Source organism: Solwaraspora sp. WMMD791 (genome assembly GCF_029581195.1).
Classification (GTDB): Bacteria; Actinomycetota; Actinomycetes; order Mycobacteriales; family Micromonosporaceae; genus Micromonospora_E.
This window is the reverse complement of record NZ_CP120737.1, coordinates 4,329,762-4,353,725: the sequence shown is the minus strand read 5'-3', so window position 1 is coordinate 4,353,725 and position 23,964 is coordinate 4,329,762. Positions and strand designations below refer to the sequence as shown.

20 protein-coding genes are annotated in these 23,964 nt (G+C 72.2%); 12 read left to right on the top strand and 8 right to left on the bottom strand.

Features of this window, described 5'->3' with window-relative positions:
- Positions 1–67: 67 nt before the first annotated feature.
- The 3 genes from O7623_RS19170 to O7623_RS19160 all read right to left on the bottom strand — a co-directional run bounded on the left by O7623_RS19170 (position 68) and on the right by O7623_RS19160 (position 4,882).
- Positions 68–1,579, bottom strand: coding sequence for a DEAD/DEAH box helicase (locus O7623_RS19170; protein WP_282229474.1), 1,512 nt, complete (start codon positions 1,577–1,579; stop codon positions 68–70).
- Between the two features lie 336 nt (positions 1,580–1,915).
- Positions 1,916–3,145 (bottom strand): hypothetical protein, encoded by a 1,230-nt coding sequence (locus O7623_RS19165; RefSeq protein ID WP_282224401.1) that lies wholly within the window; start codon positions 3,143–3,145, stop codon positions 1,916–1,918.
- Between the two features lie 153 nt (positions 3,146–3,298).
- Positions 3,299–4,882: an NlpC/P60 family protein gene (locus O7623_RS19160; RefSeq protein WP_282224400.1), complete on the bottom strand. Its 1,584-nt coding sequence runs from the start codon at positions 4,880–4,882 to the stop codon at positions 3,299–3,301.
- Between the two features lie 300 nt (positions 4,883–5,182).
- On the opposite strand from O7623_RS19160, the gene mqnE reads away from it, so the two are divergent.
- From mqnE to O7623_RS19140, 4 genes are all read left to right on the top strand, one after another.
- Complete coding sequence (gene mqnE, locus O7623_RS19155) at positions 5,183–6,352, top strand: aminofutalosine synthase MqnE (protein WP_282229473.1); 1,170 nt, start codon at positions 5,183–5,185, stop codon at positions 6,350–6,352.
- A 63-nt stretch (positions 6,353–6,415) separates the two neighbouring features.
- Complete coding sequence (locus O7623_RS19150; RefSeq protein WP_282224399.1) at positions 6,416–7,657, top strand: DUF2254 domain-containing protein; 1,242 nt, start codon at positions 6,416–6,418, stop codon at positions 7,655–7,657.
- Positions 7,650–8,075: a hypothetical protein gene (locus O7623_RS19145; RefSeq protein ID WP_282224398.1), complete on the top strand. Its 426-nt coding sequence runs from the start codon at positions 7,650–7,652 to the stop codon at positions 8,073–8,075. The genes O7623_RS19150 and O7623_RS19145 overlap by 8 nt, the downstream gene beginning before the upstream one ends.
- Positions 8,076–8,091: 16 nt before the next feature.
- Entirely contained in the window at positions 8,092–8,376 is a 285-nt protein-coding gene (locus tag O7623_RS19140) for a DUF4229 domain-containing protein (RefSeq protein WP_282224397.1), read from the top strand.
- Between the two features lie 53 nt (positions 8,377–8,429).
- Here O7623_RS19140 and O7623_RS19135 read toward each other — a convergent pair whose 3' ends face one another.
- The gene (locus O7623_RS19135) at positions 8,430–8,927 is read right to left on the bottom strand and encodes a glutathione peroxidase (protein WP_282224396.1); all 498 of its coding nucleotides are present in this window, start codon (positions 8,925–8,927) and stop codon (positions 8,430–8,432) included.
- On the bottom strand, positions 8,903–9,781 hold the full coding sequence (locus O7623_RS19130) for a helix-turn-helix domain-containing protein (RefSeq protein ID WP_282224395.1): 879 nt from the start codon (positions 9,779–9,781) through the stop codon (positions 8,903–8,905). The genes O7623_RS19135 and O7623_RS19130 overlap by 25 nt, the downstream gene beginning before the upstream one ends.
- Positions 9,782–9,950: 169 nt before the next feature.
- Here O7623_RS19130 and O7623_RS19125 point away from each other — a divergent pair, with 169 nt between their 5' ends.
- A complete protein-coding gene (locus tag O7623_RS19125) occupies positions 9,951–11,240 on the top strand; it encodes an MFS transporter (RefSeq protein WP_282224394.1) in 1,290 nt (429 codons plus the stop codon).
- Here the strand turns inward: O7623_RS19125 and O7623_RS19120 are convergent.
- The 3 genes from O7623_RS19120 to O7623_RS19110 form a co-directional block, all read right to left on the bottom strand.
- Positions 11,191–12,744 carry a ricin-type beta-trefoil lectin domain protein gene (locus O7623_RS19120; RefSeq protein WP_282224393.1) on the bottom strand — a complete coding sequence of 518 codons (1,554 nt, stop codon included), beginning with the start codon at positions 12,742–12,744 and terminating at the stop codon, positions 11,191–11,193. The genes O7623_RS19125 and O7623_RS19120 overlap by 50 nt on opposite strands.
- A 206-nt stretch (positions 12,745–12,950) precedes the next feature.
- Positions 12,951–13,595, bottom strand: coding sequence for a class I SAM-dependent methyltransferase (locus O7623_RS19115; protein WP_282224392.1), 645 nt, complete (start codon positions 13,593–13,595; stop codon positions 12,951–12,953).
- Positions 13,588–14,841 (bottom strand): hypothetical protein, encoded by a 1,254-nt coding sequence (locus O7623_RS19110; protein ID WP_282224391.1) that lies wholly within the window; start codon positions 14,839–14,841, stop codon positions 13,588–13,590. Before O7623_RS19110 ends, O7623_RS19115 begins: the two co-directional genes overlap by 8 nt.
- A 95-nt stretch (positions 14,842–14,936) precedes the next feature.
- Between O7623_RS19110 and O7623_RS19105 the strand changes: the two genes are divergently transcribed.
- The 7 genes from O7623_RS19105 (at position 14,937) to O7623_RS19075 (ending at position 23,945) form a co-directional block, all read left to right on the top strand.
- Positions 14,937–15,386, top strand: coding sequence for a hypothetical protein (locus O7623_RS19105; protein WP_282224390.1), 450 nt, complete (start codon positions 14,937–14,939; stop codon positions 15,384–15,386).
- The gene (locus O7623_RS19100) at positions 15,383–16,336 is read left to right on the top strand and encodes a phosphotransferase (protein ID WP_282224389.1); all 954 of its coding nucleotides are present in this window, start codon (positions 15,383–15,385) and stop codon (positions 16,334–16,336) included. The genes O7623_RS19105 and O7623_RS19100 overlap by 4 nt, the downstream gene beginning before the upstream one ends.
- A gap of 52 nt (positions 16,337–16,388) precedes the next feature.
- Positions 16,389–17,096 (top strand): response regulator transcription factor, encoded by a 708-nt coding sequence (locus O7623_RS19095; RefSeq protein WP_282224388.1) that lies wholly within the window; start codon positions 16,389–16,391, stop codon positions 17,094–17,096.
- A gap of 6 nt (positions 17,097–17,102) precedes the next feature.
- The gene (locus O7623_RS19090) at positions 17,103–18,626 is read left to right on the top strand and encodes a HAMP domain-containing sensor histidine kinase (protein WP_282224387.1); all 1,524 of its coding nucleotides are present in this window, start codon (positions 17,103–17,105) and stop codon (positions 18,624–18,626) included.
- Positions 18,627–18,649: 23 nt separating this feature from the next.
- Positions 18,650–19,126 carry a GNAT family N-acetyltransferase gene (locus O7623_RS19085; RefSeq protein ID WP_282224386.1) on the top strand — a complete coding sequence of 159 codons (477 nt, stop codon included), beginning with the start codon at positions 18,650–18,652 and terminating at the stop codon, positions 19,124–19,126.
- A 223-nt stretch (positions 19,127–19,349) separates the two neighbouring features.
- The gene (locus O7623_RS19080) at positions 19,350–21,110 is read left to right on the top strand and encodes a cellulose-binding domain-containing protein (RefSeq protein ID WP_282224385.1); all 1,761 of its coding nucleotides are present in this window, start codon (positions 19,350–19,352) and stop codon (positions 21,108–21,110) included.
- 444 nt (positions 21,111–21,554) lie between these two features.
- Positions 21,555–23,945: a hypothetical protein gene (locus tag O7623_RS19075; protein ID WP_282224384.1), complete on the top strand. Its 2,391-nt coding sequence runs from the start codon at positions 21,555–21,557 to the stop codon at positions 23,943–23,945.
- Positions 23,946–23,964: the final 19 nt, after the last annotated feature.

The following is a 23,964-nucleotide window of genomic DNA, read 5'->3' as shown; positions in this document are numbered from 1 at the left end:
GATCTGCCGGTGTCAGCCGATGCCCGTCGACGGTGGCGACAGGCCGTCAGTGGCTGCGGGTGGCTCGTCAGTGGCTGCGGGTGGGCCGTCGGTCGGCGAAGCGTCGCTCGCCACCGCGACGGTCGTCGCGGGGCGGCCGGTTGCCGTCGTGGCGGAACCCGCCACGACGTTCCCCGGACCGGTCGGCGTCGCTGCGCGGGCCACGGTCGGCGTCCCCGCGCGGACCGCGGTCGACCTCGCCGCGCCGGCTCCGGTCGGTGTCGCCGCGCGGGCCACGGTCCGGCTCACCCCGGCCCCGGTCGCCCCGGCCACGGAACCGGTCCGGGCGGTCGGACCGAAAGCGGTCGGAACGCTGACGGTGCTGGCGCGGCGGCTCCGGCTCCTCGACGATCGGTACGCCGCTCGGCTCGGCCGCACCGGTCAGCTCCGTCAGGACGGCGTCACCGCGGCGTACCCGGGTCTGCGCCGGCTCGACGCCGGCCTTCTCCATCATGGCCAGCGTGCTGCGCCGCTGCTTCGGCAGCACCAGTGTGGCGACCGCACCGGACTCCCCGGCCCGAGCGGTCCGGCCGGCCCGGTGCAGGTAGTCCTTCGGGTCCTTCGGCGGATCCACGTGCACCACCAGCGAGACCCCGTCGACGTGGATGCCACGGGCCGCGACGTCCGTCGCGACCAGCACGTTGACCCGGCCCTCCTTGAACTCGGCGAGGGTGCGGGTGCGGACCCGCTGGGTCTTGCCGCCGTGCAGGGCACCGGCCCGGACCCCGACGGCGGCCAGCTGGTCGACCAGCCGGTCCACCCCCATCTGGGTACGGGCGAACATCATGGTGCGGCCGGACCGGGCGGCGATCGACGCGGCGACGGCGAACTTGTCGTTCGGCGGGATCAGCAGCAGGTGGTGGTCCATGGTGGTGACCGCTGCGGTCGGCGGCGCGGTGGAGTGGGTGACCGGATCGGTCATGAACCGCCGCACCAGCGCGTCGACGTCGTTGTCCAACGTGGCCGAGAAGAGCAGCCGCTGGGCGTTGGCGGGCGTCTTGTCCAGCAGCTCGGTGACTTCCGGCAGGAAGCCCATGTCGGCCATCTGGTCGGCCTCGTCCAGCACGGTGACCTCGATGTCGTCGAGGTTGCACACGCCGCGCGCGATGAGGTCGCCGAGCCGGCCCGGGGTCGCGACGATGATCTCCACGCCTCGGCGCAGCGAGTCGATCTGCCGGTCGTACGGCACGCCACCGACGGCGGTCTTCAGGAACACGCCGACGGCCCGGCCCAGCGGGAACAGCGCGTCGTTGACCTGCATCGCGAGCTCACGGGTGGGGACCAGGATCAGCGCACGGGGGTGCAGCGGGCGGGCCCGGGGTCCGTCGGCCATCCGGGCCAGCAGCGGCAGGCCGAAGGCGAGGGTCTTGCCGGAGCCGGTCTGGCCACGGCCCAGCACGTCACGCCCGGCGAGCGCGTCGGGCACGGTGGCCCGCTGGATCTCGAACGGGGCGGTGATGCCTTCCCGGGCGAGGGCCTTGACCAGCGGTCGCGGCAGGCCGAGCTCGGCGAAGTCCGGCTCGTGGACCGGTTCGGCAATCGGTTCGGCGACCGGTTCGGTCGGCTGCTCGACGGGGTCGACCGGGGTGTCGAGTACGGAGGGGAACGTGCTGGGGTCAGCGAAGGTGGTCAAGAAAACCTCTCAGAGCGGGGCGGATCTTCGCGAATGGCCCGTTCCGGTGTTGCACCGTTGAATCGCCCGCAAGATCGCCCATGAGCACGCGTGAGCATGCCGGATTGATGATCGGGTGCAAGTGTACGGGTTTGCCGCGCTGTTGCCACCCGACCTGTCCGGCCGGTGGGCCGGCTCACGCCGGCCGGTCGGTCGCGGGCGCGCCCGACCAGTGGGCCGGGCGCGCGTGGGACCCCGGCGGCGTCAGCCGCCGAGCAGACCGTCGAAGATGCTGTTGAAGGCGTTGCCGACGACCAGGGCGATCAGTACGCCGAGTACCACGACCACCCCCAGTCCGATCGCCATGACGAGGACCACCTTGGCGGTGCCACGGTCCTCCCGGTCCGGCGTGTCCGCCCAGCCCTGGGCCAGGATGTGGCCGGTCAGCGAGCCGGAGTTCTCCACGGCCGGGTCGAACGTCATGCCGCCGCGCGGCGCACCCATCGGCATCGCCATCGTCGAGTCCGCGCCGGACTCGGCGCGCCGGGCGCCGTACACCGTCCCGGTCGACGGAGTCGGCGGCGACCACGGGGCCACCGGTGGCGGCGCGGCGGCCGGCGGTGGCGGCGCGGCGGCCGGCGGTGCGGATACCGCGGGCGGTGCGGAGACGGGCGGTGGCGGCGGTGGCGCGGGGCGCCAGGTCGGCGACGTGGCCGCCGGGATGGTGTATCCGCCGGCGGCGAACTGCCCGGCCGGTGGCGGGAACGGTGACGGTATCCCCGGAGCCGGAGCCGGGGCAGGGGGCGCTGGCGGGGAGGTGGGCCGCGACGGTGGTGGCGAGCCGGGCAGCGGCGGCGGGAACGGTGCCGGGGGCGGCGGCTGCGCGGGTGCGGGCGGCGAGACCGGTGCCGGCGGTACGGCCGGCTCCGGCGCGTCCGCTTCGCGCCGGGCACCGTAGACCCGGGTACCGCCGGTCGGGAACCGCAGCGCACCGACGTCGCTGGCGGAGACCTGCGCCGCCCCGGTCACCGCAGCTCTGGCCCGCGCGGCGGATCCGGGCGACACCGCGGGCTCGTTCTCCTCGGCGGAGGCCGTCGGCGAGTGATCAGCGGCGGGTACGGCAGGAGGAGCCGGCGTGGCGGCGGAACTCTCCGGCGGCTGCCAGGCGTCGGCGAACGCGGACCAGGCCGACGCCGCCGGTTGGCCGGCACCCGAATCGGCCGACCCGGGTGCGCCGGAGACCGAGGCACCGGACCCGGGTGCGTCCGTCGCGCCCGGCACCACCGGTACCTCGGCGTCGCCCAGGTTGGTCGGCCAGAGGGCACCACCCGGTGGCGGCGGTGGCGGCGGACTGTACGGCTCCGGCAGCGGACCGTACGGCTCATGCGCGTGGGGCGTACTGCCGGACGAGCCGGAACGGTCGGGCTGACCGGGCACGAGTGGCTGCCCGGCGTCGACCTGGTCCACCGTTGACCAGCGCCGATCTTCGTCCATTGGTTGCCTCCCGTGACAGGGGTCCGCCCGGATACGCCTCCGGCCGGTGAGGCGTTCCTGTGATCACGGTGCCATACCGGTGCCCGTCGGCACACCCGGAGTATCGGCCTACCGACCGCGGGTCGGCACGTTCGGCACGACCAGCCGACCCGGTCAGCTTTCCTGCGGACCCGCGCTGGGGCTGCCGGTGGCCGTGGCGGACGCGCTCGGGCTGGCCGACGCCGTGCCGGTCACGCCGCTCGGCGTCGCGGTCGGGGTGCCCGTACCGGTCTCGTCCGGGTCCGGGGTGCCCGTGTCGGGGCTCGGGGCGGTGCTTGGCGTCGTGGTCGGTGACACGCTGGCCGACGGGGTCGGCGTCGGCTCCCCGGTCGGCGTCGGCGTGGGCGTTGCCGAGCCCGACGGCGTCGGGGTCGGTTTCGGCGTGGCCGACGGCGTCGGGGTCGGTTTCGGGGTGGCCGGGGTCGACGGCGTCGGTGTGGGGGTGGGGGTGGGCGTCGGGGCGGCGACGGCGTCGAACACCCGGGTCGCCCGGTAGAAACGCGACCACCAGACGGTGGAGACCTTGACCACGTCGCCGGTGGTCGGCGCGTGCACCATCTTGCCGTTGCCGACGTACATGCCGACGTGGTGGACGGTGGTCCAGCTGGAGCCGGACGCGAAGAAGATCAGGTCGCCGGGGAGCAGATCCGAGCGGTCGACGGTCTTGCCCTTGGTCGCCCAGTACTGGTCGGCGGCGACCCGGGGCAGGCTGAAGTAGTCGGCGCCGGGTGACCGGTAGGCGGCCCACATCAGACCGGAGCAGTCGTAGCGGCTCGGGCCCTCGGCACCCCACAGGTACGGCTTGCCGAGCTGCCTGAGCGCGAAGTCCAGGGCGGCGACCGCGCGCGGGTGGGCGGTGGTGCCGCTGATCCCGTCGACGCCGTCGATGCCGCGCCCGATCTCCTGCTCGGCGGCTTCCCGCTGCCGCTCGATGGTGACCAGTTCCTGGGTGTTGCGGGCCTTCAGCTCCAGCAGCGCGGTCTCTCGCTGCTTGAAGGTGCCCTCGGTGGAGCCGAACTCGGCGCGCAGCGCGTCGACCCGGGCCAGCGCGGCGGTGTAGGTCCGGTGCGCCTCCTGCTCGGCGGCGGCGGCCAGGGCCACCTCCCGGTTGGCGGCGTCGGCGCTGGTGCCCGGCTCACCGCGCTGCAGCCGGGACAGCGCGTCCCAGCCGTGCAGGTCGCCCCGGTACTCGCCGGGCGGTAGCGCGGCGGCGTCCTTGATCGCCGAGGCGGCGGTGTTCTCGGCGGCCCGTTGGGCGTCGAGCAACGCGGTACGCCGCTGCCGCAGCGCCAGCTCGGCGGCGTGCAGCGCCGACTCGGCCTCGGTCTGCTGCTCCTCCAGGTCGAGCAGTTTGGCCCCGAGCAGCGCTACCTCGGTCTCGCTGGCGTAGATCTGCGACGCGAGCGGGCCCTGCACGGTGCTGGGCACGAAGTTCGGCGGCACGGTGGTGCCGGTCGTCGGTGCCGCACCGGGCAGTTGCAGGCCGCCGGCGGGGACCGGCCGGGCACCGGTGTCGGGTACGGCCACCGGCTGGGCGGCCACCGGGGAGGCCAGGGCGAGCGCGGTGACGGCACCGAGCAACGCGGCCCACAGGGCCGGGCTCAGCCGCACCGGAACGGCTTCGGGCGTGTCGGGTGCCGGACGCGACCAGCGTCGGTCGTTTCGTCGGCCTGCCCTGGCCCTGCTGTTGCCTACCATGCCTGCTCGCTCCCCGTACGGCGCATTTGTCCCGATGCCGTTGCCCCGGAACCGAGTCGCGTCGCCTGGTGTCAGCTGTCCCTCATCGGTCTTACCGCACGGGGCGCGTGATGTCGATGTTCCAGGAGGTAACGAGACCCTGTGAGGTTGGCGGCCGGGACATGACGCAGATCGCTGCGGCGTCGGCCGACGCGCCGGACGGGCCCGTCGGGACGTACGCTCGAACGCGGATCTCGGCGGGATTGGCCGTCGACGGGCGGGTCGTCGACGCGCCCGGCCGGTGGAAGGGACGTGGCGGACGTGGACGCTGGTCGCAAGCGCGAGCTCGAAGAAAAGGTGTACGCCGGGGAGCGGCTCGACTACACCGACGGGGTGGACCTGTACGCCAGCGACGACCTGGCCTGGCTGGGGCGGCTGGCACACCACCGGCGGACCGAACTCAACGGCGACCGGGTGATGTTCAACGTCAACCGGCATCTGAACCTGACCAACGTCTGCAGCGCCTCCTGCGCGTACTGCTCGTTCCAGCGCAAGCCGGGCGAGAAGGATGCGTACACGATGCGGATCGAAGAGGCCGTGCGCAAGGCCAAGGAGATGGAGGACGAGCAGCTCACCGAGCTGCACATCGTCAACGGCCTGCACCCGACGCTGCCGTGGCGCTACTACCCGAAGGTGCTGCGCGAGCTGAAGGCCGCGCTGCCGAACGTGAAACTGAAGGCGTTCACCGCGACCGAGGTGCAGTGGTTCGAGAAGATCAGTGGCCTGCCGGCCGACGAGATCCTCGACGAACTGATGGACGCCGGCCTGGAGTCGCTGACCGGCGGCGGCGCGGAGATCTTCGACTGGGAGGTCCGCCAGCACATCGTCGACCACGCCTGCCACTGGGAGGACTGGTCGCGGATCCACCGGCTCGCCCACAGCAAGGGGCTGCGGACCCCGTCGACGATGCTCTACGGCCACATCGAGGAGCCCCGCCACCGGGTCGACCACGTGCTGCGGCTGCGCGAGCTGCAGGACGAGACCGGCGGTTTCACGGTCTTCATCCCGCTGCGCTACCAGCACGACTTCGTCGACTCGGCGGACGGCAAGATCCGTAACCGGATCCAGGAGCGGACCACGATGGCCGCGCCGGCCGAGTCGCTGAAGACGTTCGCGGTGTCCCGGCTGCTGTTCGACAACGTGCCGCACGTCAAGTGCTTCTGGGTGATGCACGGACTGTCCGTGGCGCAGCTGTCGCTCAACTTCGGCGTCGACGACCTGGACGGCTCGGTGGTCGAGTACAAGATCACTCACGACGCGGACTCCTACGGCACACCGAACACCATGCACCGCGACGACCTGCTGCACCTGATCTGGGACGCCGGCTTCCAGCCGGTCGAACGGGACACCCGCTACCAGGTGGTCCGCGAATACGACCGGCCGCCGTCGTTGGCGCAGCGGCGGGCCGAGCCGCAGCAGATCTGGGCCTGACCCGGGTGCCGGCAGTCGGGGCGGAGAGGTGTCGACCCGCCCCGATGAGGGAATGACGTACCGGTGAGCCAGCCACGTAGCGTGATCTCACGCCTGCGTGGCGTGTGGGGAAGTTTCTGGGCCGTCCCGGCGGCGTTCGGGGTCGGGGCGGTCCTCCTCGCCGTCGTTCTCACCGCGCTGGAGCTGCGCCTGCGGCTGCCACTGGACTCGTACCTGCCCAGCGGGCCCGCCGGGGCGAGGTCACTGCTCTCGTCGATCATCACCGCGATGATCTCGTTCACCGCGCTGGTCTTCTCGATCACCGTGGTGGCCCTGCAGTTGGCGTCCAGCCAGTACACCCCCCGGGTCCTGCGGACCTTCCTGCAGGACCGGGTGACCCAGGCCACCCTCGGTACGTTCGTCGCGACGTTCCTGTTCGCCATGGTGGTGCTCGCCGCGCTGCCGGACGGGTCCGACGCCCGCCTGCCGGTCCTGTCCCTGGCGGTGTCGATGGGCCTGGTGCTCGGCAGCACCGGGATGTTCCTCTACTACCTGCACCACATGACCGCGCTGATGCGGGTCTCCCACATGATCGCGGCAATCGGCGCGCAGACCCGCCGCAGCATCGACCGGTGGGCGCCCCGGCCCGCCGACCCGGACGACGCACCGGACGGCCCGATCGTCGACGTGCTGGTGGCCCCCGGGACCGGTTCGGTCACCGCCGTCGACGTCGACCAGCTGGCCCGGATCGCCCGCCGGCACGACTGCGCCGTCACCGTCGCGCGGATTCCGGGCGAGTTCGTCGTGGCCGGCATGCCGCTGCTCGCCGTACACGCGGTCGGTGACGCCCCGCCCCGGCCGCTGGACGTGTCCCAGGCGGCCCAGGCAGTCGAGATCGGCGTCGAACGGATTCCCGGCCAGGACGTCGGCTTCGGCCTGCGGCAACTCGCCGACATCGCCGAACGGGCGCTCTCGCCGGGCATCAACGACACCACCACCGCCGTACGGGCCCTGCAGGAGTCCCACGACCTGCTGCGCCGGCTCGCCGACCGACCGGACCGGCCCCGGATCGTCCGCGACGACGACGGCACCGTCCGCGTCCATCTGCGCCGGCAGACGTTCGCCGAGCATCTCGACACGTCGGTCACCGACGTGCGGCGGGCCGCCGGCGAGCAGCCCCGGGTCACCAACCTGGTCAGCGACATCGTCGACGATCTGCAGACGGTGGCGCGGGCCGAGCACCGACCGGCCCTGCGGCGCGCCCGCACGGGTACGGCGCAGCAGCGGCGCGACCAGGCAGGCGTACCCTCATCTGGTCATGACTGAATCGAAGAGCGAGGGTTCGCCACGCCGCGACGCGGCGGGCCGGATCGTCGCGCTGCCGGACCTGTACGGCGCCGTCGGTGCCGGCCTGGTGATCGGTCTGCTTCTGTTGCTGCTGTTCGACGGCGTGTTCACCCTCATCGGACCCGGACGGCTCGGCCAGTCCAACGGATGGCTCGCGGTGATCCTGCCGGCGTGGCTGTTCGCCGAGGAGTTCCGGGCCTGGCACGGCGGGTCCGCCCGGTTCGTCGCCGCTGCGGTCGCGGTCGGGGTCGGGATCACCTCCGGGCTGCTGGCCGCCGGCATCGCCGCCGACCTGCCGCCGTTGGCCGGTGGCGGAATCGGAGCGGCGGTCTCCACACTGGTGTACGCGACGGTCTGGTTCCACGGCGTCCGGTGGCTGGACAGTCGGACCGGATGAGACGGTGAGGAGAGACATGAGCCCCGCGGTGAAGTACACCCTCGGCCGGATCGGGCTGTTCGCGGTCGTCGTACTGGCCCTGTGGCCGATCGGCATCAACATCTTCCTGAAGCTGATGATCGCGGTGATCTTCTCTGCGGCGTTGTCGTTCTTCCTGATGCGCGGCTGGCGTGACGAGATGGCCCAGCAGATCACCGAGGCCACCGAGCGCCGCCGGGCCGAGAAGGAACGGTTGCGGTCCGCGCTGGCCGGCGACGACCAGCCCGGCGGTACGGACGGCAAGTCCCCGGAGGTTCAGTAGCTTCGGCCACAACGGATGGAACCGGCGGCGTGCGTGCCGGCGGACGGAGTGGATCACCCGGCCCGATGAGGCAGATGCTTCTCGACAGCGGCCACCAGCGCGGCATCGGTCGGTGCGACCCGGGGCCGGAACCGGCCGACCACCGTGCCGTCGGGGGCGATCAGGAACTTCTCGAAGTTCCACTGCACGTCACCCGCCTCGCCGTCGGCGTCGGGCGCGGTGACCAGTTCGGCGTACAAGGGGTGCCGGCACGGCCCGTTGACCTCGATCTTGGCGAACATCGGGAACGTCACCCCGTACGTCGTCGCGCAGAACTCCTGGATCTCCTCGGCGCTGCCCGGCTCCTGACCGCCGAACTGGTTGCACGGGAAACCGGCCACCGTGAAGCCCCGGTCGGCGTACCGCTCGTGCAGCCGTTCCAGATCGGCGTACTGCGGGGTGAGCCCGCACTTCGACGCCACGTTGACCACCAGCACGGCCTTACCGGCGAAGTCCCCGAGTGATCCGGGATCCCCGGCAAGGGTGGTCAGCGGAATGTCGTAGATCCCCACGTCCCGGTCCTCTCTGTCCCACCCGCAAGGGCGGTGCCGATCGCGGTACGCCAGTAGAGTACTTCCCGCCCGGACCTGCGCTTGGTGACCAGGCCCGCGTCGAGCAGCACCTTCAGATGGTCGCCGACCGTGCCCACGCCGAGCCTGGTGACCGTGGCCAGCTGCGAGGTGCTCATCGGGGTCCCCAGCAGGGTCAGGATCGTCGTCCGGTTCGCGCCGATCAACCGGCCCAGCCCGGCTGCCGTCACCGATGGCGGGTCGACGAGGATGCCGCTGGCCGGATAGACCATGCCGAACCGGGTGGGCTTCTCCCACAGCACCCAGCCCCGGGCGCAGTGCGCGGGGACGAAGACCAACTGTTCCGCCGCGTCGAGCCGCATCGGCGGCGACGGGTAGTCGTTCACCTGCAGCCGGCCGTCGCCCAACCAGCGCATCTTCTGGTTGAGGTCGGCGAAGACGCCGGCCCAACCCTGGCTGCTGAGTCGGGCGGTGCGCCCGACGATGTCGGCCCGCAGCCGGCGTTCCCGATCCGGCCACTGTGGCTGCACCGTCTGCCGCCACACCCAGTCGAGCAGCTCCGCCGCCTGCCCAGCGAGCCCGTCGGCCAGCAGTACGTCAGCGAGCGGCCCCGGCCGGGTCTCCCGCAGGTCGGCGCGGAGCCGCCCGTCCCCGCGACCCGCGACGGCGGCGAGCTCCTCGGCGAAGGTCGGTGCCGTCGACAGCGGAGCCAGGGTGAGGTAGTCCGCGGTCCACCGGGGCCGGAAAGACGCCGCCAACAGGGCGCGGAGCACCGGCCGGGCGTCCAGCAGGTGTTGAACGCGGCCAGGTGCGGCCGCCGCCAGTCGTGCTGCCACGGTCGACGCGGGTAGTACAGGGCGCGCAGCGCGGCGACGGTGTCGGTCAGCGGCGAGACGACGAACCGACTGCGGGCCAGCAGGTCCGCCGGCACCTGCCAGACCGTCAACTTTCGCCTCCAGACGTAACGCTACTGGACCGGCGTGGCCGGGCCGCAGCATCGTGCGGGTGAGGACCTACTCGGAGTTGTTCGCGGTCGGTGAGTTCCGCAATCTGTTCGTGGCCAACTGCGCCGGCATCGCCGCGCACACCAGTTCGTCGCTGGCGCTCGGCGCACTGACCTACGCGACGACCGGGTCAGCCCTGCTCACCGCGCTGAGCATGTTCGGAGCCCCGCTCGCCGCCGTGCTCGGCAGCGTGACTCTGCTGTCGGCGGCGGACAGCCTGCCGCCGCGTCGGGCGATGACCATCGCGGCGCTGGTCGCCCTGGTCGGTGCCGGTGCCCAGGCCGTGCCGGGGCTGCCGCTGTGGGCCCGGTTCGTCATCATCGTGCTGGTCACCTACGTCGCGTCGATCACCGCCGGTGCCCGGTGGGCGCTGATCACCGACATTCTGCCAGCCGGGGCGTACGTGCTGGGCCGGTCCACGATGAACGCCAGCGTGGGCATCATGCAGATCGCCGGCTTCGGTGTGGGTGGCGTACTGCTGGTCTGGCTCAGCCCGTACCAGGTGTTCCTGGTCGCAGCCGGGCTACGCGCGGTCGCGACGGCGGTGGTCCGGTTCGGCCTGACGGAACGGCCGACCCGGACCACCGAGCGGACCTCGACCGCCCGGACCTGGCGAATCAACCGGAAGCTGTGGGCCGACCCGGGGCGTCGGTCGCTGCTGCTCAACCTGTGGCTACCCAACGGACTGGTGGTCGGCTGCGAAGCCCTGTTCGTGCCGTATGCCGGGGACCGGGCCGGGTTCCTGTTCGCCGCCGGCGCGCTCGGGATGCTCGTCGGTGACGTACTGGTCGGGCGGTTTGCGTCGCCGACAGCCCGGCAGCGGTGCGTGCTGCCGCTGCGGCTGCTGCTTCCGTTGCCGTACCTCGTGTTTCTGATCCGTCCGGACCTGCCGCTGGCGATGCTGCTCGCCACGGTCGCCTCGGCCGGCTTCGCAGCCTCGCTGCCGCTGCAGGAACGGTTGATCGCCCACGCTCCGGCGTACGCGCGCGGCCAGGTCCTCGGTCTACAGCAGAACGGCATGTTGGCCGGGCAGGCGGTCTGCGCGATCGTCGCCGGCACGGCCGCCGACCATCTGCCGGTGCACCAGACGGTCGCCGTGCTGGCCGGGCTGTCGCTCGTCGCCACGATCGTGTTGACCCGTGGCCTGCGGCACACCCACCCGGTTCCGGAGCGCACGGCTGCCGGAGCCGGGCGGGTGCCTGGTCAGGACGCGGCCGGGTCGCGGATCGAGGGCGGGCCGCTCAGCCGCGTCGCCACTTCTGGTTGGCGCCGCCGTGGCATTCGTAGATGACCAGCCGGGCGCCGTCGGCGGTGTTGGCGTCGACGACGTCGACGCACTTGTCGGCCTGCGGGTTGACCAGGTCGCCGGCTCCGCTGAGCACCCACTGCTGGGCCGGGTTGCCGCTGCAGTTGGCGAGCTGGACCACCGCGCCGTTGGCGGTGGAGCCCCAGGCGACGTCCATGCAGAGCCCCAACGCCCGGATGGTGCCGTCACCGGGGAAGGTCCAGTTCTGGGCGTTGGTGCCGTTGCAGTGGTACAGCTGCAGGTGCTGGCCGTCGACGCCGTTGGCGTTCGGTACGTCGATGCACTTGTCGGCCAGCCCGATCAGCCGACTGGTCGAGCCGCCGCTGGTGGTGGTCAACGACAGTCCGTAGCGGGACAGGATCTCGTTGACCGGCTGGTAGACGGTGGTGCCGCCGGAGGCGCAGGTGCCGCCCGCGCCGGAGGTGACACCCTGGGCCTGGGTACCGGCCAGCACCGCCCCGCCGGAGTCGCCGGGCTGGGCGCACGCGGTGCTGGCGACCAGTCCGTAGACGAGTTGCCCGGAGTAGTTGACGGTGACGTTCTTCGCGGTGATGGTGCCGCACCGCCAGCCGGTGGTCCGGCCGGACCGGCAGATGGCGGCACCGACGGCCGCCTCCTGGGATCCGGTGACGTTGACGATGCCGCCGCCGTAGTTGTTGACCCAGGGCCGGGGCACCCAGTTGGCGTTGGTCTGCACCCAGGCGTAGTCGTCGCCGGGGAACGACGAGCCACGGAAGGTGCCCTGGGCGACCCCACTGCCGGTGGTGGCGGCGCCGACGCCGCCACAGTGGCCGGCGGTGACGAAGCCACCGGCGACGGCGAATCCGACCGAGCAGAGCACGCTGTTGTTGATGACGTACTGGTCGCCGCCCCGGATGTCGTACACCGGCCGGTAGGCGTCGTCGACGACGACGGAGACGGCGTCGGCGGGCAGCCCGGCGGTACGGGCGAAGGCGGTGGCCGCCGTGGCGGTGGCGGCCTGGATCGTCACCGTGTTGCTGGTCGGGTCGACGTACCAGGCGTGCACGGCGGGGTCGGCGGTTGCGGCCCGCCGGTCCAGCCCGGCGGCGAGCCGGTCGAGCTCGCGCAGGCCACGGGGGACGATCCGGGCCTGGGCACCGGCGGCGCGGACCCGGTCGGCCTGCGCGGGGTCGGTCACTCCGACGACCACGGTACGCCCGTCGGCGTCGATCCAGGTGCCGCTGTACGCGTCGGCGAGCTCGGCGCGCAGCCGGTGCTCGATCGACGGGGCGGTGGCTTCGACGGCGAGTCGGGTGGCGAGCTGGTCGACGGTGAGATCGAGGTCGCGGCGTAGGGCGGCGAGCTGGCCGTCCGGGAGCACCCCGGTCGGTGTCGTCGCGGCCGTGGTCGGGGCTGTCGCAGCGGACGGAGTGCTGGTGACGGTCGGGGCCGCGACGGCGGCCGACGGCGGGGCGATCAGTGCCGTGCCCAGGGTCAGGCCCAGCAGTGCTCTCAGCGTGCGGTTCATCGGGGAACCTCCGGGGGTGGGAGGGATTGCAAGGGCTGAGAGCGCTCTCTTTAAACAAAGCTTCCAGATAGACACTGGTCTGTCAACATCAACTGGAGTCGATAATCCCTGCTCCCGGCGCATATCGGACCGTGAGCGGGCGTGGGCGGTGCGGCCGGCAGCGTCACCAGGTGGGCGGCAGCCGCCGGACCGCACCTGTCGAGGACTCAGGCCCTGCGGGCGACCAGGATGCCGATCGGCGGCCGGTCCGGGGTCGGCGGAGTCTGTTCGACGGTCACCAGGACCAGAAAGCCGGCCTCGGTCAGCAACCGGGTCACCTCGGCCGGCCGCTGGCGGTGGAAGCTCAGATCGATCCGTTTGCCCTCGAACTCGTCCCGGTGCCGGATCTCGTCGCCGACCTGGAACACCAGCATCACGTAGCCGCCGGGCGCCAGCACCCGGTGAAACTCGGCGAACGCCGCCGGTCGCCGGTCGTACGGCAGGTGGATGATCGAGAAGTAGGCGAGCAGCCCGCCGAGACCGCCGTCGGGCAGGTCCAGCTCCAGCATCGAGCCGACGTCGAACCGCAACTGCGGGTACGCCTGCCGGGCATGGGCGATCATCCCCGGCGACAGGTCGACACCGACGGCGTCCAGCCCGTACCCGGCCAGCAGTACGGTGACCCGACCGGGACCGCAGCCCACGTCGGCGACGGCACGGTTGCCCGTCGAGAGCACCAGCTCGGCGAACAGGCCCAGCATGGCCCGGTCCAGCGGTGCCTCGTCCAGCGCCGTCCGCACCCCTCGGACGTACTCGTCGACGATGGCGTCGTAGGAGTCCCGGGTGGTGCGCAGAAAGTCGGAGTCAGTCACCCGCAGCACGGTAGCGGCGGCGCAGCCGGAACGTCACCGGCACCACGACGGCGGCCAGGCCGACGGCCAACCACAGCCAGAGCCGGGGGCCGGGCCACCGGGAGGGCACCTGCGCCGGCCGGACCGTCCCGGTGGCGACCGCCCGGTCCGCGACGTCGACCGCCCGCACCCCGTCGGCCAACGTCACCCGTACCGTCGGCGCGTCGGCACCGGGGGCCAACGACACCAGTTGTACGCCGCCGACGTGGCCAGCGTGGATCCGCTGGCCCAGTGCCCAGACCCCATTCATCCCGGCGGAAGCTGGCTGGTAGGCGACCACCAGGGCGCTGCCGTCCGGCCGCCAGCCGAGCAGCCGTACCGCCGCCACGTCCGGCACGGTCGGCAGCCGCGGACCCGGCGCGTCGGCCCCGGTGGCCGGATCGACCGCGACGAGCCGCCAGTCGTCACCGTCCCGCTCGGCCAGGGTCACCGCCTGCCCGTCCGGCCGCCAGGCGCCCTTGCCGGCGAGGGTGCGACCGGGCAGCAGATCGAGCGTGTGCCGCCGGTGCGACTCCAGGTCCACGATGGTCAGCCGGCTGCCGGAGTGCAGCGCCAGACGTCGGCCGTCGGCGGCGAACGCCACCGCGTACCCGGGGGTCAGCCTGTCGTCGACGGTGGCCAGCTCGCGCACGGAGCCGTCGGCCACGTAGACCAGACTGACGACCGCCGAGTACGTCGACCGCTCCGCCGTGTGGGGCACCGAGTCGGCCACCACCAGTTGGTCGCCCGACGGCGACCAGGCCAGCGGCCGGGTCAGGACACTCGCGGCGTCGCCCGGCCGGAGGGTTACCGCCGTACGGGTACCGAGGTGCACGATCCGCACCCCGGTGGCCCCCTCGGCGGAGCCCCACTGATGCGCCAGACGGGTCCCGTCCGGCGAGAGCAGCACCACCTCACCGGCCGGTGCGTCCACCCCGACCCGGTGCAGCCGGTACCGGTCCGCTCCGGCCCCGACCACCGCCACGGTCCCGGCGTCGTCACCGCCGAACCCGCTGACCGCGACCGCCGCCGCGCCGATCGGGAACGGATCGGTGATCCGCAGGGTGCCCCACGGCGGCGTGCCGACCCGGTCCGGCAGGGCGTCGGCGGTCCCGCCCGCCGGCCGGGCGCCGGCCAGCAGCACGGATCCGCCGATCAGCAGCAGAGCGGCGGCGGTGGCGGCGGCCCACCGCCACCGGTGGACGATCCTCGCCGTCGTCGAGTGCATACGGCATCGACGCGCCACGTACCGCCTTCGGTTGTCGGCCGGTCGCGATTGTCCACCCAGTCGCGATGTCGCACCCGGCTGCTTGGATGGTCGGCATGGGAGTGCTCTACGACTATTTCCGGGCGGCCAGCGACGACGCGGCGGTCGCCCTGATCGACGGCCTCGTGGGCGGCCCGACCACCGCCAGCGGGATCGACGCCGTCGACCTCAAGGGCATCGACCCCGACGTCGCCCTCGGCAGCCTCGTCGGCTTCGCCCGTGGCGTCGCCTGGCGGTCCGACCTCGTGCACAGCGACCTTGTCGGGGACCCCGACGACGACACTCCCTGGCTGCTGCGGATCGACGACGACACCCGGGACACCCTGGCCGGCATCGACCGCGGTCAGCAGCCGCAGCTGTCGGCACGATGGGGGCGGACCGAGGAGCTGGCCCCCACCGGCCCGCTGCCCGACGATCACCTCGTACCGGTGATCGAGGCCATCGCCGGTCTCGCCCGGCGGGCCCGCGACGGCGGTGACCACCTCTACTGCTGGTGCAGCCTGTGACCGGCCCGGCCTTCCTGACCCCGCAGCAGATCGCGACCCGCACCGCCCGCGCCGTCGACGCGGCCGTCCACGCGGGCCGCGATCTCGGGTTGACGGTGACCGACGCCGAGGTGCTGTACGACGTCTTCTCCGTGGTCGTCCGGCTCACGCCGGCACCGGTGGTCGCCCGGGTGCCGACGGTGCTGCCCCGGCACGCTGACCTCGCCGGGCTGGCGCGCCGTCAGCGGGCCGAGTTGGCGGTGGCGCGGTGGCTGGCCGACCGGGGTGTGCCGGTGATCGCGCCGAGCCCACTGGTGGCGCCGGAGCCGGTGCACCGCGACGGCTTCTCGATGACCTTCTGGGAGTACGTCCACCCGGCGACCGATCGTGAGCCGGACTATGTGGCGAACGCCGGCCTGGTCGCCGGCCTGCACGCCGCGCTGCGGGACTATCCGGGTCGGCTGTCGTTCCTGTCGGCCGCCGAGCCGCAGTTCATCGACGACGGGCTCGCGCAGCTCGCCGAGCGTGGCGATCTGCTCGGGCCGGCGGATCTGGCCCGCGCCCGTCGCGAGTGGCAGGTCCTGGCCCCGGTCGTGCGCTCAGCCGAGGTGTTCGGGGAGCTGTTCCCGGGAGTCGTGCTGCAGCCACTGCACGGCGACTGCCCGGCGGCGAACATCGTCCCCGGCGTCGACGTTGACCTGTTCGCCGACTTCGAGATGGTCACCTGGGGGCCGGTCGAGTGGGATCTGGCCGGCGTCGGTGCCGCCGGGGTGGCCGCGTACGACGCCGCCGCCCGGTCGGCCGGCGGACGCCAGTGCGACCCCGCCGTCCTGCGCTTCGTCGACGCCGTCGGGATGCTGCGGGGCGTCGCCTGTCTGGCGCTGGCACCGCAGCTTCCCATGCTGGTGGACGCCGTCGCTCCGATGCTCGACCAGTGGCGGTCCACGTCGCCCTACCCGGGGTCGGCCTGACCGGCGGCGATTCTCATCCGACTCCCATGTTCGCGTGATCTGATCGGCGGACATGGGCAGCTCAGGCGAACGCATCCTGGTCGTCGACGACCAGCCGAACATCGTCGACATGCTCGTCACCGTGCTCACCTTCCACGGCTACACGGTCGACACCGCCGGCACCGTGACCCAGGCGCAGCAGCTGGCCGCGCGGCACCGGCCCGACCTGGTGGTGCTCGACGTGATGCTGCCCGACGGTGACGGCTTCGACCTCTGCCGGCGACTGCGGGCCGACGGCCACCGGTTCGGCATCGTCTTCCTTACCGCCCGTGACGCCCGGCGTGACCTGGTCTCCGGGCTCACCCTCGGTGGTGACGACTACCTGACCAAGCCTTTCGCCGTCGATGAACTGCTGGCCCGGATCCGGGCGGTGCTGCGCCGGGTCGGTGCCGGCGGGCGGACCGAGGACGCCGACCGGTCCGTGCTGCGCTATGCGGACCTGTCGCTGGACGAGGACACGCTGCTGGTGACCCGGGCCGGTCAACCGGTGCGGCTGTCGCCGACCGAGTTCAAACTGCTGCGGTACCTGATGCTCAACGCCGGCCGGGTGCTGTCGCGGACGCAGATCCTGGAGGCGGTGTGGAGCTACGACTTCGGCGGTGAGTCGAACGTCGTCGACACCTACATCGGCTATCTGCGGCGCAAACTCGACCCGCTCGGCGAGCCGATTATCGTCACCCACCGTGGGTTCGGATACGCACTGCGTACTGGTAGGGGGTGAGGTGGCGTGCCGAGTGACCGACCTCGTCGTGCCCCGCGCTGGTCGCTGCGTCGGTCGCTGACCGCCGGCACCGTCGCGCTGACCTGCGCCGCACTGCTCATCACCGGACTGGTCAGCGCGGTCGCGACCCGCCAGCATCTGGTGAACCAGATCGACGACCAGTTGACCGCCGCCGCCGGGCTGGTGACCCAGGGCAGTCGGCAGATCGCGCTGATCAGCGAGCGGGACCGGACGGTCCGTGCGGTGGTCGGGCCGACCGAGTTCCTGGTGGAGATCCGGACCGGTGCCGGGGAGCTGTCCCGGTTCGCCTCGACCGCCCCGGTGCCGGCGACGCCGCTGCTGGACTCCGCGCCGCCACCGCCATCCGGCGGACAGTCGCCGCTGACCACTCTCGCCACCCTGGAGGGCAACTACCGGGTGTTGACCATCGACGTGGGAACCGCCGTGGTGCTGCTCGGGCTGCCGCTGGCACCGGTCCAGCAGACCGTGACCAGGCTGATCGGCATCGAGGTGCTGGTCTCCGTCGCGGTCGCCGTCGGGCTGGCGTTCCTGGCCCGGATGTTGATCGCGGCCCGGCTGCGGCCGCTGGACGACATCGCCCGCACCGCCGACGCCATCGCCGCCGGCCAGGTGGACCGGCGGGTGCCGGTCACCGACGACCCACGACGGGTACGGCGTACCGAGGCGGGCCGGTTGACCTTGGCGGTCAACGGCATGCTGGAGCGGATCCACGCCGCCCTGGCCGCCCGGGAACGCTCGGAGCAGCGAATGCGTGCGTTCGTCGCCGACGCCTCACACGAGCTGCGGACCCCGCTGACCGCGATCCGGGGTTACACCCAGCTGCTGCGCGCCGGAATGGTCGACGAGCAGCGGCGACCGGACGTCCTGCGCCGACTCGACGACGAGGCCACCCGGATGTCGAAACTTGTCGGTGACCTGCTGTTCCTGGCCCGGCTGGACGTCGAGCCGCAGCTGCGGGACGAGCCGGTCGACGTCGCCGTACTGGCCCGTGACGCGGTCGCCGACGCACTCGCCGTCGAGCCGCACCGGGTGATCGCCCTGGACTCGCCGCCGCACGTGTGGGTCCGTGGCGACGCCGACGGGTTGCGGCAGGTGTTGGCGAACCTGTTGGCCAACGTACGGGAGCACACCCCGGCCACGGCGCACGCCGAGGTGTCGGTGCGACCGGACCTGGCCGGTGGTCCGGTCCGGGTCGCGGTGGCCGACAGCGGCCCGGGACTGGCGCCGGAGGCCGTAGACCGGATCTTCGACCGCTTCTACCGGGCCGGTCCGACTGCCGGTCCGACGACCGGTCCAACTGCGGGTCCGACGGCCGGCGTGACGGCCGGCCCGGCTGACCGCAGCGGGCAGGGCGCCGGACTCGGTCTGGCGATCGTCGCCGGCACGGTCCGCACGCTCGGTGGTGAGGTCGGCGTCGACTCCGCTGTGGGTGACGGCACCACCGTCTGGTTCACGGTGCCGGCCGGTCCGGTGCCGGCGGGGACCAGACCTGGCGAAACGTGCCCGTAACGCGGCGCCGCCAGCATACGGGCATGCTGTTGCGCATCGAGCGGGCCGACTTCGCCGACCCGGGTCTGTCCGTGTTCCTGCAGGCCCATCTCGACGACATCGCGCCGACCGCGCCGGCCGAGAGTCGGCACGCGCTGGACCTGACCGGGTTGCGCAAGCCCGGCGTCCGGCTGTGGGTGGCACTGGACGGGAGGGCGCTGGACGGGCCGGCGATCGTCGGTACCGGCGCGTTGGCGACGGTCGAGCCAGGCCATGAGGAGATCAAGAGCATGCGGACCGACCCGCGGCACCGGGGTCGGGGCATCGCCACCGTGATGCTGGACCATCTGCTCGCTGACGCCCGGGCGCGCGGCGTTCGGCGGGTCTCGTTGGAGACCGGCAGCATGGAGTTCTTCGCCGCTGCCCGGGCGTTGTACGCGAAGGCCGGCTTTGTGGGGTGCGCGCCGTTCGGTAACTACCGGGACGATCCCAACAGCACCTTCATGACGAAGGTGCTGTAGCCGGCGTTGACAGTCGCAGCGCAGGACGTAACATAGATGAGAATCTATCAGCTGAGTGATTCGTCAGCGGTTTTCGACATTCCGTCCCGCCACATGGTGTCCCGGTGCGGTCCGTGCCACGCCCCTGCGGCAGCACGCCGTACCCCCGTACCTCTCGGCGTTGTCGGCCGCCTGAGACGGCATGCCTTGTCGATCTTCCGCATTCCGACGAAGGAATCAGCACATGCGCTCACATCGCTACCGGTCCCGGCTGTGGTCGGCCGTGACCGCGACCGCCGTGGTCATCACCGGCGGAGTGGCCGTCACGGCCGCTTACGCCGCCACCGGATGCCGGGTCACCTACTCGGTCGCCTCTCAATGGACGAACGGCTTCACCGCCAACGTCGCCATCACCAACCTCGGCGACCCGGTCAGCTCGTGGACCTTGACCTGGACCTACGCCAACGGACAGCAGGTCACCCAGGCCTGGAACGCCACCGTGTCGCAGAGCGGCGGCCAGGTCACCGCCCGCAACGCCAGCTACAACGGCAGCATCGCCACCGGAGCGACCGGCTCCTTTGGCTTCAACGGCTCGTGGAGCGGCAGCAACACCACTCCCACCAGCTTCGCTCTCAACGGCACCACCTGTACGGGCGCGGTCACCCCCACCAGCGCGCCCCCGTCCACCACCGCCCCGCCGACGACCACTCCACCGACGACCGCTCCACCGACGACCGCGCCGCCGACCGTTCCGCCAGGTGACCCGACCTGGGGTACGGCCCTGCCGCCCGCCAGCGCACCAAGGAGCCGGGCGTACGAACTGATCGCCACCGCCAACGAGAAGGGCTATCTGCCACGATCCGGCGAATGCTCGGTCGAGATCCACGCCCGGTACTGGACGTTCGGGCCCGACGGGAAGGTCTACCCGACCTGGCACCCGACCCGGGACCCCAGCGGCTGCTACTTCGGCCACGAACACGGTGACGACCCTCGGACGTCCGACCTCTACCGCACCAACGGCTGGCCGGCCTTCGGGTACACCAGTGAGGTCATGCTGGACAACATGCCCGACCACAGCCATCGGCACGAGGACCACGTCGGGCACAAGGTGCTCGTGGTGAACAACAGCAACGTCGTCGAGGGCGACAACGGCACCAGCTTCTTCCCGCCGCAGGGACCGACCATCGCCGTCTGTGACGTGCTGCTCAAGTTCCACCAGGGCACCCACTCGCCGGACGCGTTCACCAACAACGTCCACGAACTGCTGTTCAACCAGCGCTGCGCCGGCAGCAACGGCGGGCCGGTCACCGAGGCCCGGTTCAACGCGATGATCGCGCTCGGCCGACCCGGCGGGTTCAGCCCCAGCGAATGCCCGGGCTTCGGCGGGCCGTTCATCAACGTGGGCTCGGCGGTGCCCGCCGACTCGCCGTCGGACACCCGTTCACTGGGCCGGCTGATCGCCGAGACCGGCTGCATCGACGCCATCCGGGAGGGCCGCACCCACAACGACCCGCTCTACCCGTACCCGGTGCCGTTCACCGTCTCCGACATGGACGACTTCTGGTTCTCCGACACACGGGTGTCCGGCAACGGGGTCACCTTCCAGCTCGCACCGCTGTTCTACGTGGTCAACCCGTCGCGCTACTACGACCCGGGCAAGCCGAACAACACCGGCCGGATCGTGGATCTGTGCTACACCGACCTCGCCGGTGGCGACTACTGCGACGAGGCCCGCCAGGTCACCCGACAGACCGGTCAGCAGCTCGCCTGGGACGACCCGCGGTCGCCGTTCAAGGGCACCCTGCGCGAGTTCCGACCGGGCACCTTCCTGGTGCGCAACACCGGCCCGGCCACGGTCTACACCGACGTGTACGGCCGGAACCCGTCGAGTACGCCGTTCCCCGGCTCCATCGAGCAGTACTTCTCCGGCAACCTGAGCACCGGGATGTACGTCCGGGGCTCCATCAAGGATTACGCGGCGACCGGGGTGCACGCCCCTAACTGAGGCCTGCCGCCGAAGCGGTCAGGCTCGGGCTGGGGGCTCCGTACGGGAGCCCTCAGCCCGACCTGGTGGGCTTGCGCAGCACCTCGATCAAGCTGACGAAGCCGTCTCAGCCACTCGGGTTCGGAATCGCCCGCACCCTGTGGTGATCGGAGTGGCGCGCGGAGCGGCGTGGTCGGCGGTCGACCCGTCGACCCGTCGGCACGGTTGCCATCAGCAAGGGTTATCCCGTAGAAATGTGCCTCAATCGCCGACCCGGCCGCCGCCGGCAACCGACGGGCGCACTCTAGACGGCGGCGAGGGTAGGCGGATCGGCCTCGTGGAGCTGGAGGTCTGGTGGGGATGGCGCTGCTGTCGCGGTGGCTCAGACGGCCACGGCTGCCCGCCGACCGCAGCACCTCACTGCCACGTGCAGTCCATTCGTACTGGTACGCGCGGGTCGCTGTCGTGTCGCACACCGACGACCCGCCGGCACTGCTCTGGCGAATGCTGCGGGACGCGACCGTCGTAGCCACCCAGGACGCCCTGGTCCTCGTGACCGACGGGGCGCTGGCCCACCCCACCTGCGGTGCCGTGCTCCGTCAGGTGGTCCGACACGCGACGCGGACCCTGGACGCCCGTCGGATCTGGATCGATGCCGAGGGCATCGGCCGCCCGGGGAACGACCACGCCAGCTGGCTGCTGCGGCTGGCCACCCACGTCCAGGTCGAACTGCTGGCCCCGGACGGGCCGTCGTACCTCACCGTGGACGGCAGTCGATACGTCGGCAGCGGCACCGGTGCCGGCGGTTGGTGGTCGTTCCGGGCCGGTGCCGCCCCGGGCGTCGTAGCGAACCGGTTTCCGCCGCCGCCATGGGAGGCCGCGTTGCCGGACCACCCCATCGGGCTGCCCGGTCTCGTCGCCGATCCGATCCCCGCCGGACTTTTGCTGCGGGCCACTGACATGGCGACGGTCGGCCCCACCGACCCGGCCTTCGACGTACCGGTGGACTCCCGAGGTCCGGCACTGGTGCTCCGGCACGTCGGCGAGCCACCGGTGGAGCCGACGCAGCTCGCCGCGCTCTTCGCCGGCCTGCCGGCCCGGACGACGGTCCGGGTCGAGCTCGGCCTGCTCGACCCGGCCTGGGCCCAGCCTCGACCGCAGTGGCTCGACCGGCTGTCGGTGGCGCTCGACGCGGTGCTCGACGGCGGTCAGCTCACCGCCGTGCCGGAGTCGGTCGGTCGCCGCCGGTCGACGCAACCGCCACCGGCACTGTTGGATACCGGCTGGGCGCGCGTCGGTGACCGGCACTATCGGCACACAGCTGAGCCCCTGCTGATGGCAGAGGTCTCCGCGACCGGGATCCTGCTGCGTACGGCGGACGAGTTCCGGCGCGCGAACCTGGCTTTCATCGATCCGGCCTCAGGCATGCTGAGGCTCGACGTGGCGGCATCCCCGTCGCTGGTGGCGGCGTTGTGCCGGGTTGTCACGATGGCTCCAGACGGCCTGCAGATCGACGTGGATCCCGAGCATCCCGCAACCGCGCAGCTGGCCGCGTCGCTGCGCCAGCCACCTGCGGCCGCGCCCGTCGAGGATCCGGTCGGGAAGCGGTACGTCAACCGACCCGTCGCCGCCCCGGCGCCGGCAACACCCGCGCCGACTGTGATGCCCGCGTCGACCGCAACACCCGCGCCGGCTGTGGTGCCCGCGTCGACCGCAACACCCGCGCCGGCACCGCAGGCGGTGGCAGTGGCACCGCCTGCCGGGCCAACCCCGCCACCATCTGTTGCGCCGGCACCAGTGCCCGTACCGTCACCGTCGGCAGCGCCGCCGGCGGCCCCGCCATCGTTCGCCCACCCTCCGGTGATCACCAGTTCCGGGCCTGACCCCGACATGCCCGCCGACGACCGTCCCGACGGCATCCCGCCGACGGTGGACGAACTGCCGCCCGCCGTGGTGCCGCTACCGGCGACGTCCGCCGGGGAGTCCGCTTCGGCGCAGAGCGACCGCGCCGGACCGGCCGACCGGTACGTGCCCGCTGCCGGCATCGCGGTACCGGACCGGGACAGTACGCCTGCCGAGCAGCGTGAGTTCACCGCTGCTCTCGGACCGGCGTACACAGACTCGATCACCACGGTGAACGCCGCCCTGGCCGCCTGGCCGTCCCTGCGTCAGGACATCTCGGCGACGGCGAAGACCGACCTGGTGGCCGTACGGGTCTACTTCGGCCGGTCGGAGCTGGGTGCGGCACGACTCAACGCCGGACTGCGGGCCGGGCGGCAGCCGGAGCTGGCCAGCTATCTGTCGTGCCTGGTGTCGGGGCTACGCCGGCTGCCGCCCTGCCGGCGGGCGATGCTCTGCCAGAGCCGGTTGGTGGTGCCGGCACGGCAGCTCTACTCGGAGGGTGCGACGTTGGTCGAGCCGGGCTTCCGCAGCGTGAGTGGAGCCGGGCTGGCTGTCGAGGGTGCCGACGTCGACTATCTGGTCTGGTCCCGTACCGCCCGTCAGGCCGGTGCCCTGGCCGAGCGACAGGAGTTGGACGAGGCCGTCTTCCTGGCCGGGGCCCGGTTCAAGGTGCTCGCCGTCCGTGAAGGCAGCCCGCCGCCGGCCGAGGACGTCACGGTCCCGACGACTGCCGTGCTGCTGCGGGAGATGCTGCCGGGAGAGCCGGACACCTCGGGTCTGGGCGAGGTGGACCGGACGGCGTTGAGCCGGCTCGAGCGGGCCTTGCGGCGACGGTGGTCCGTCGCACCTCAGGCGCTGACCGACGAGGACGCGATCGACCGCCTCGCCGGGCCGCCGTTGGGTTACCTGGAACCCGACGCTGCGACCGCCGTACCGGACGGCGCGCAGCACTGACCCGGTCCGCGCGACGACG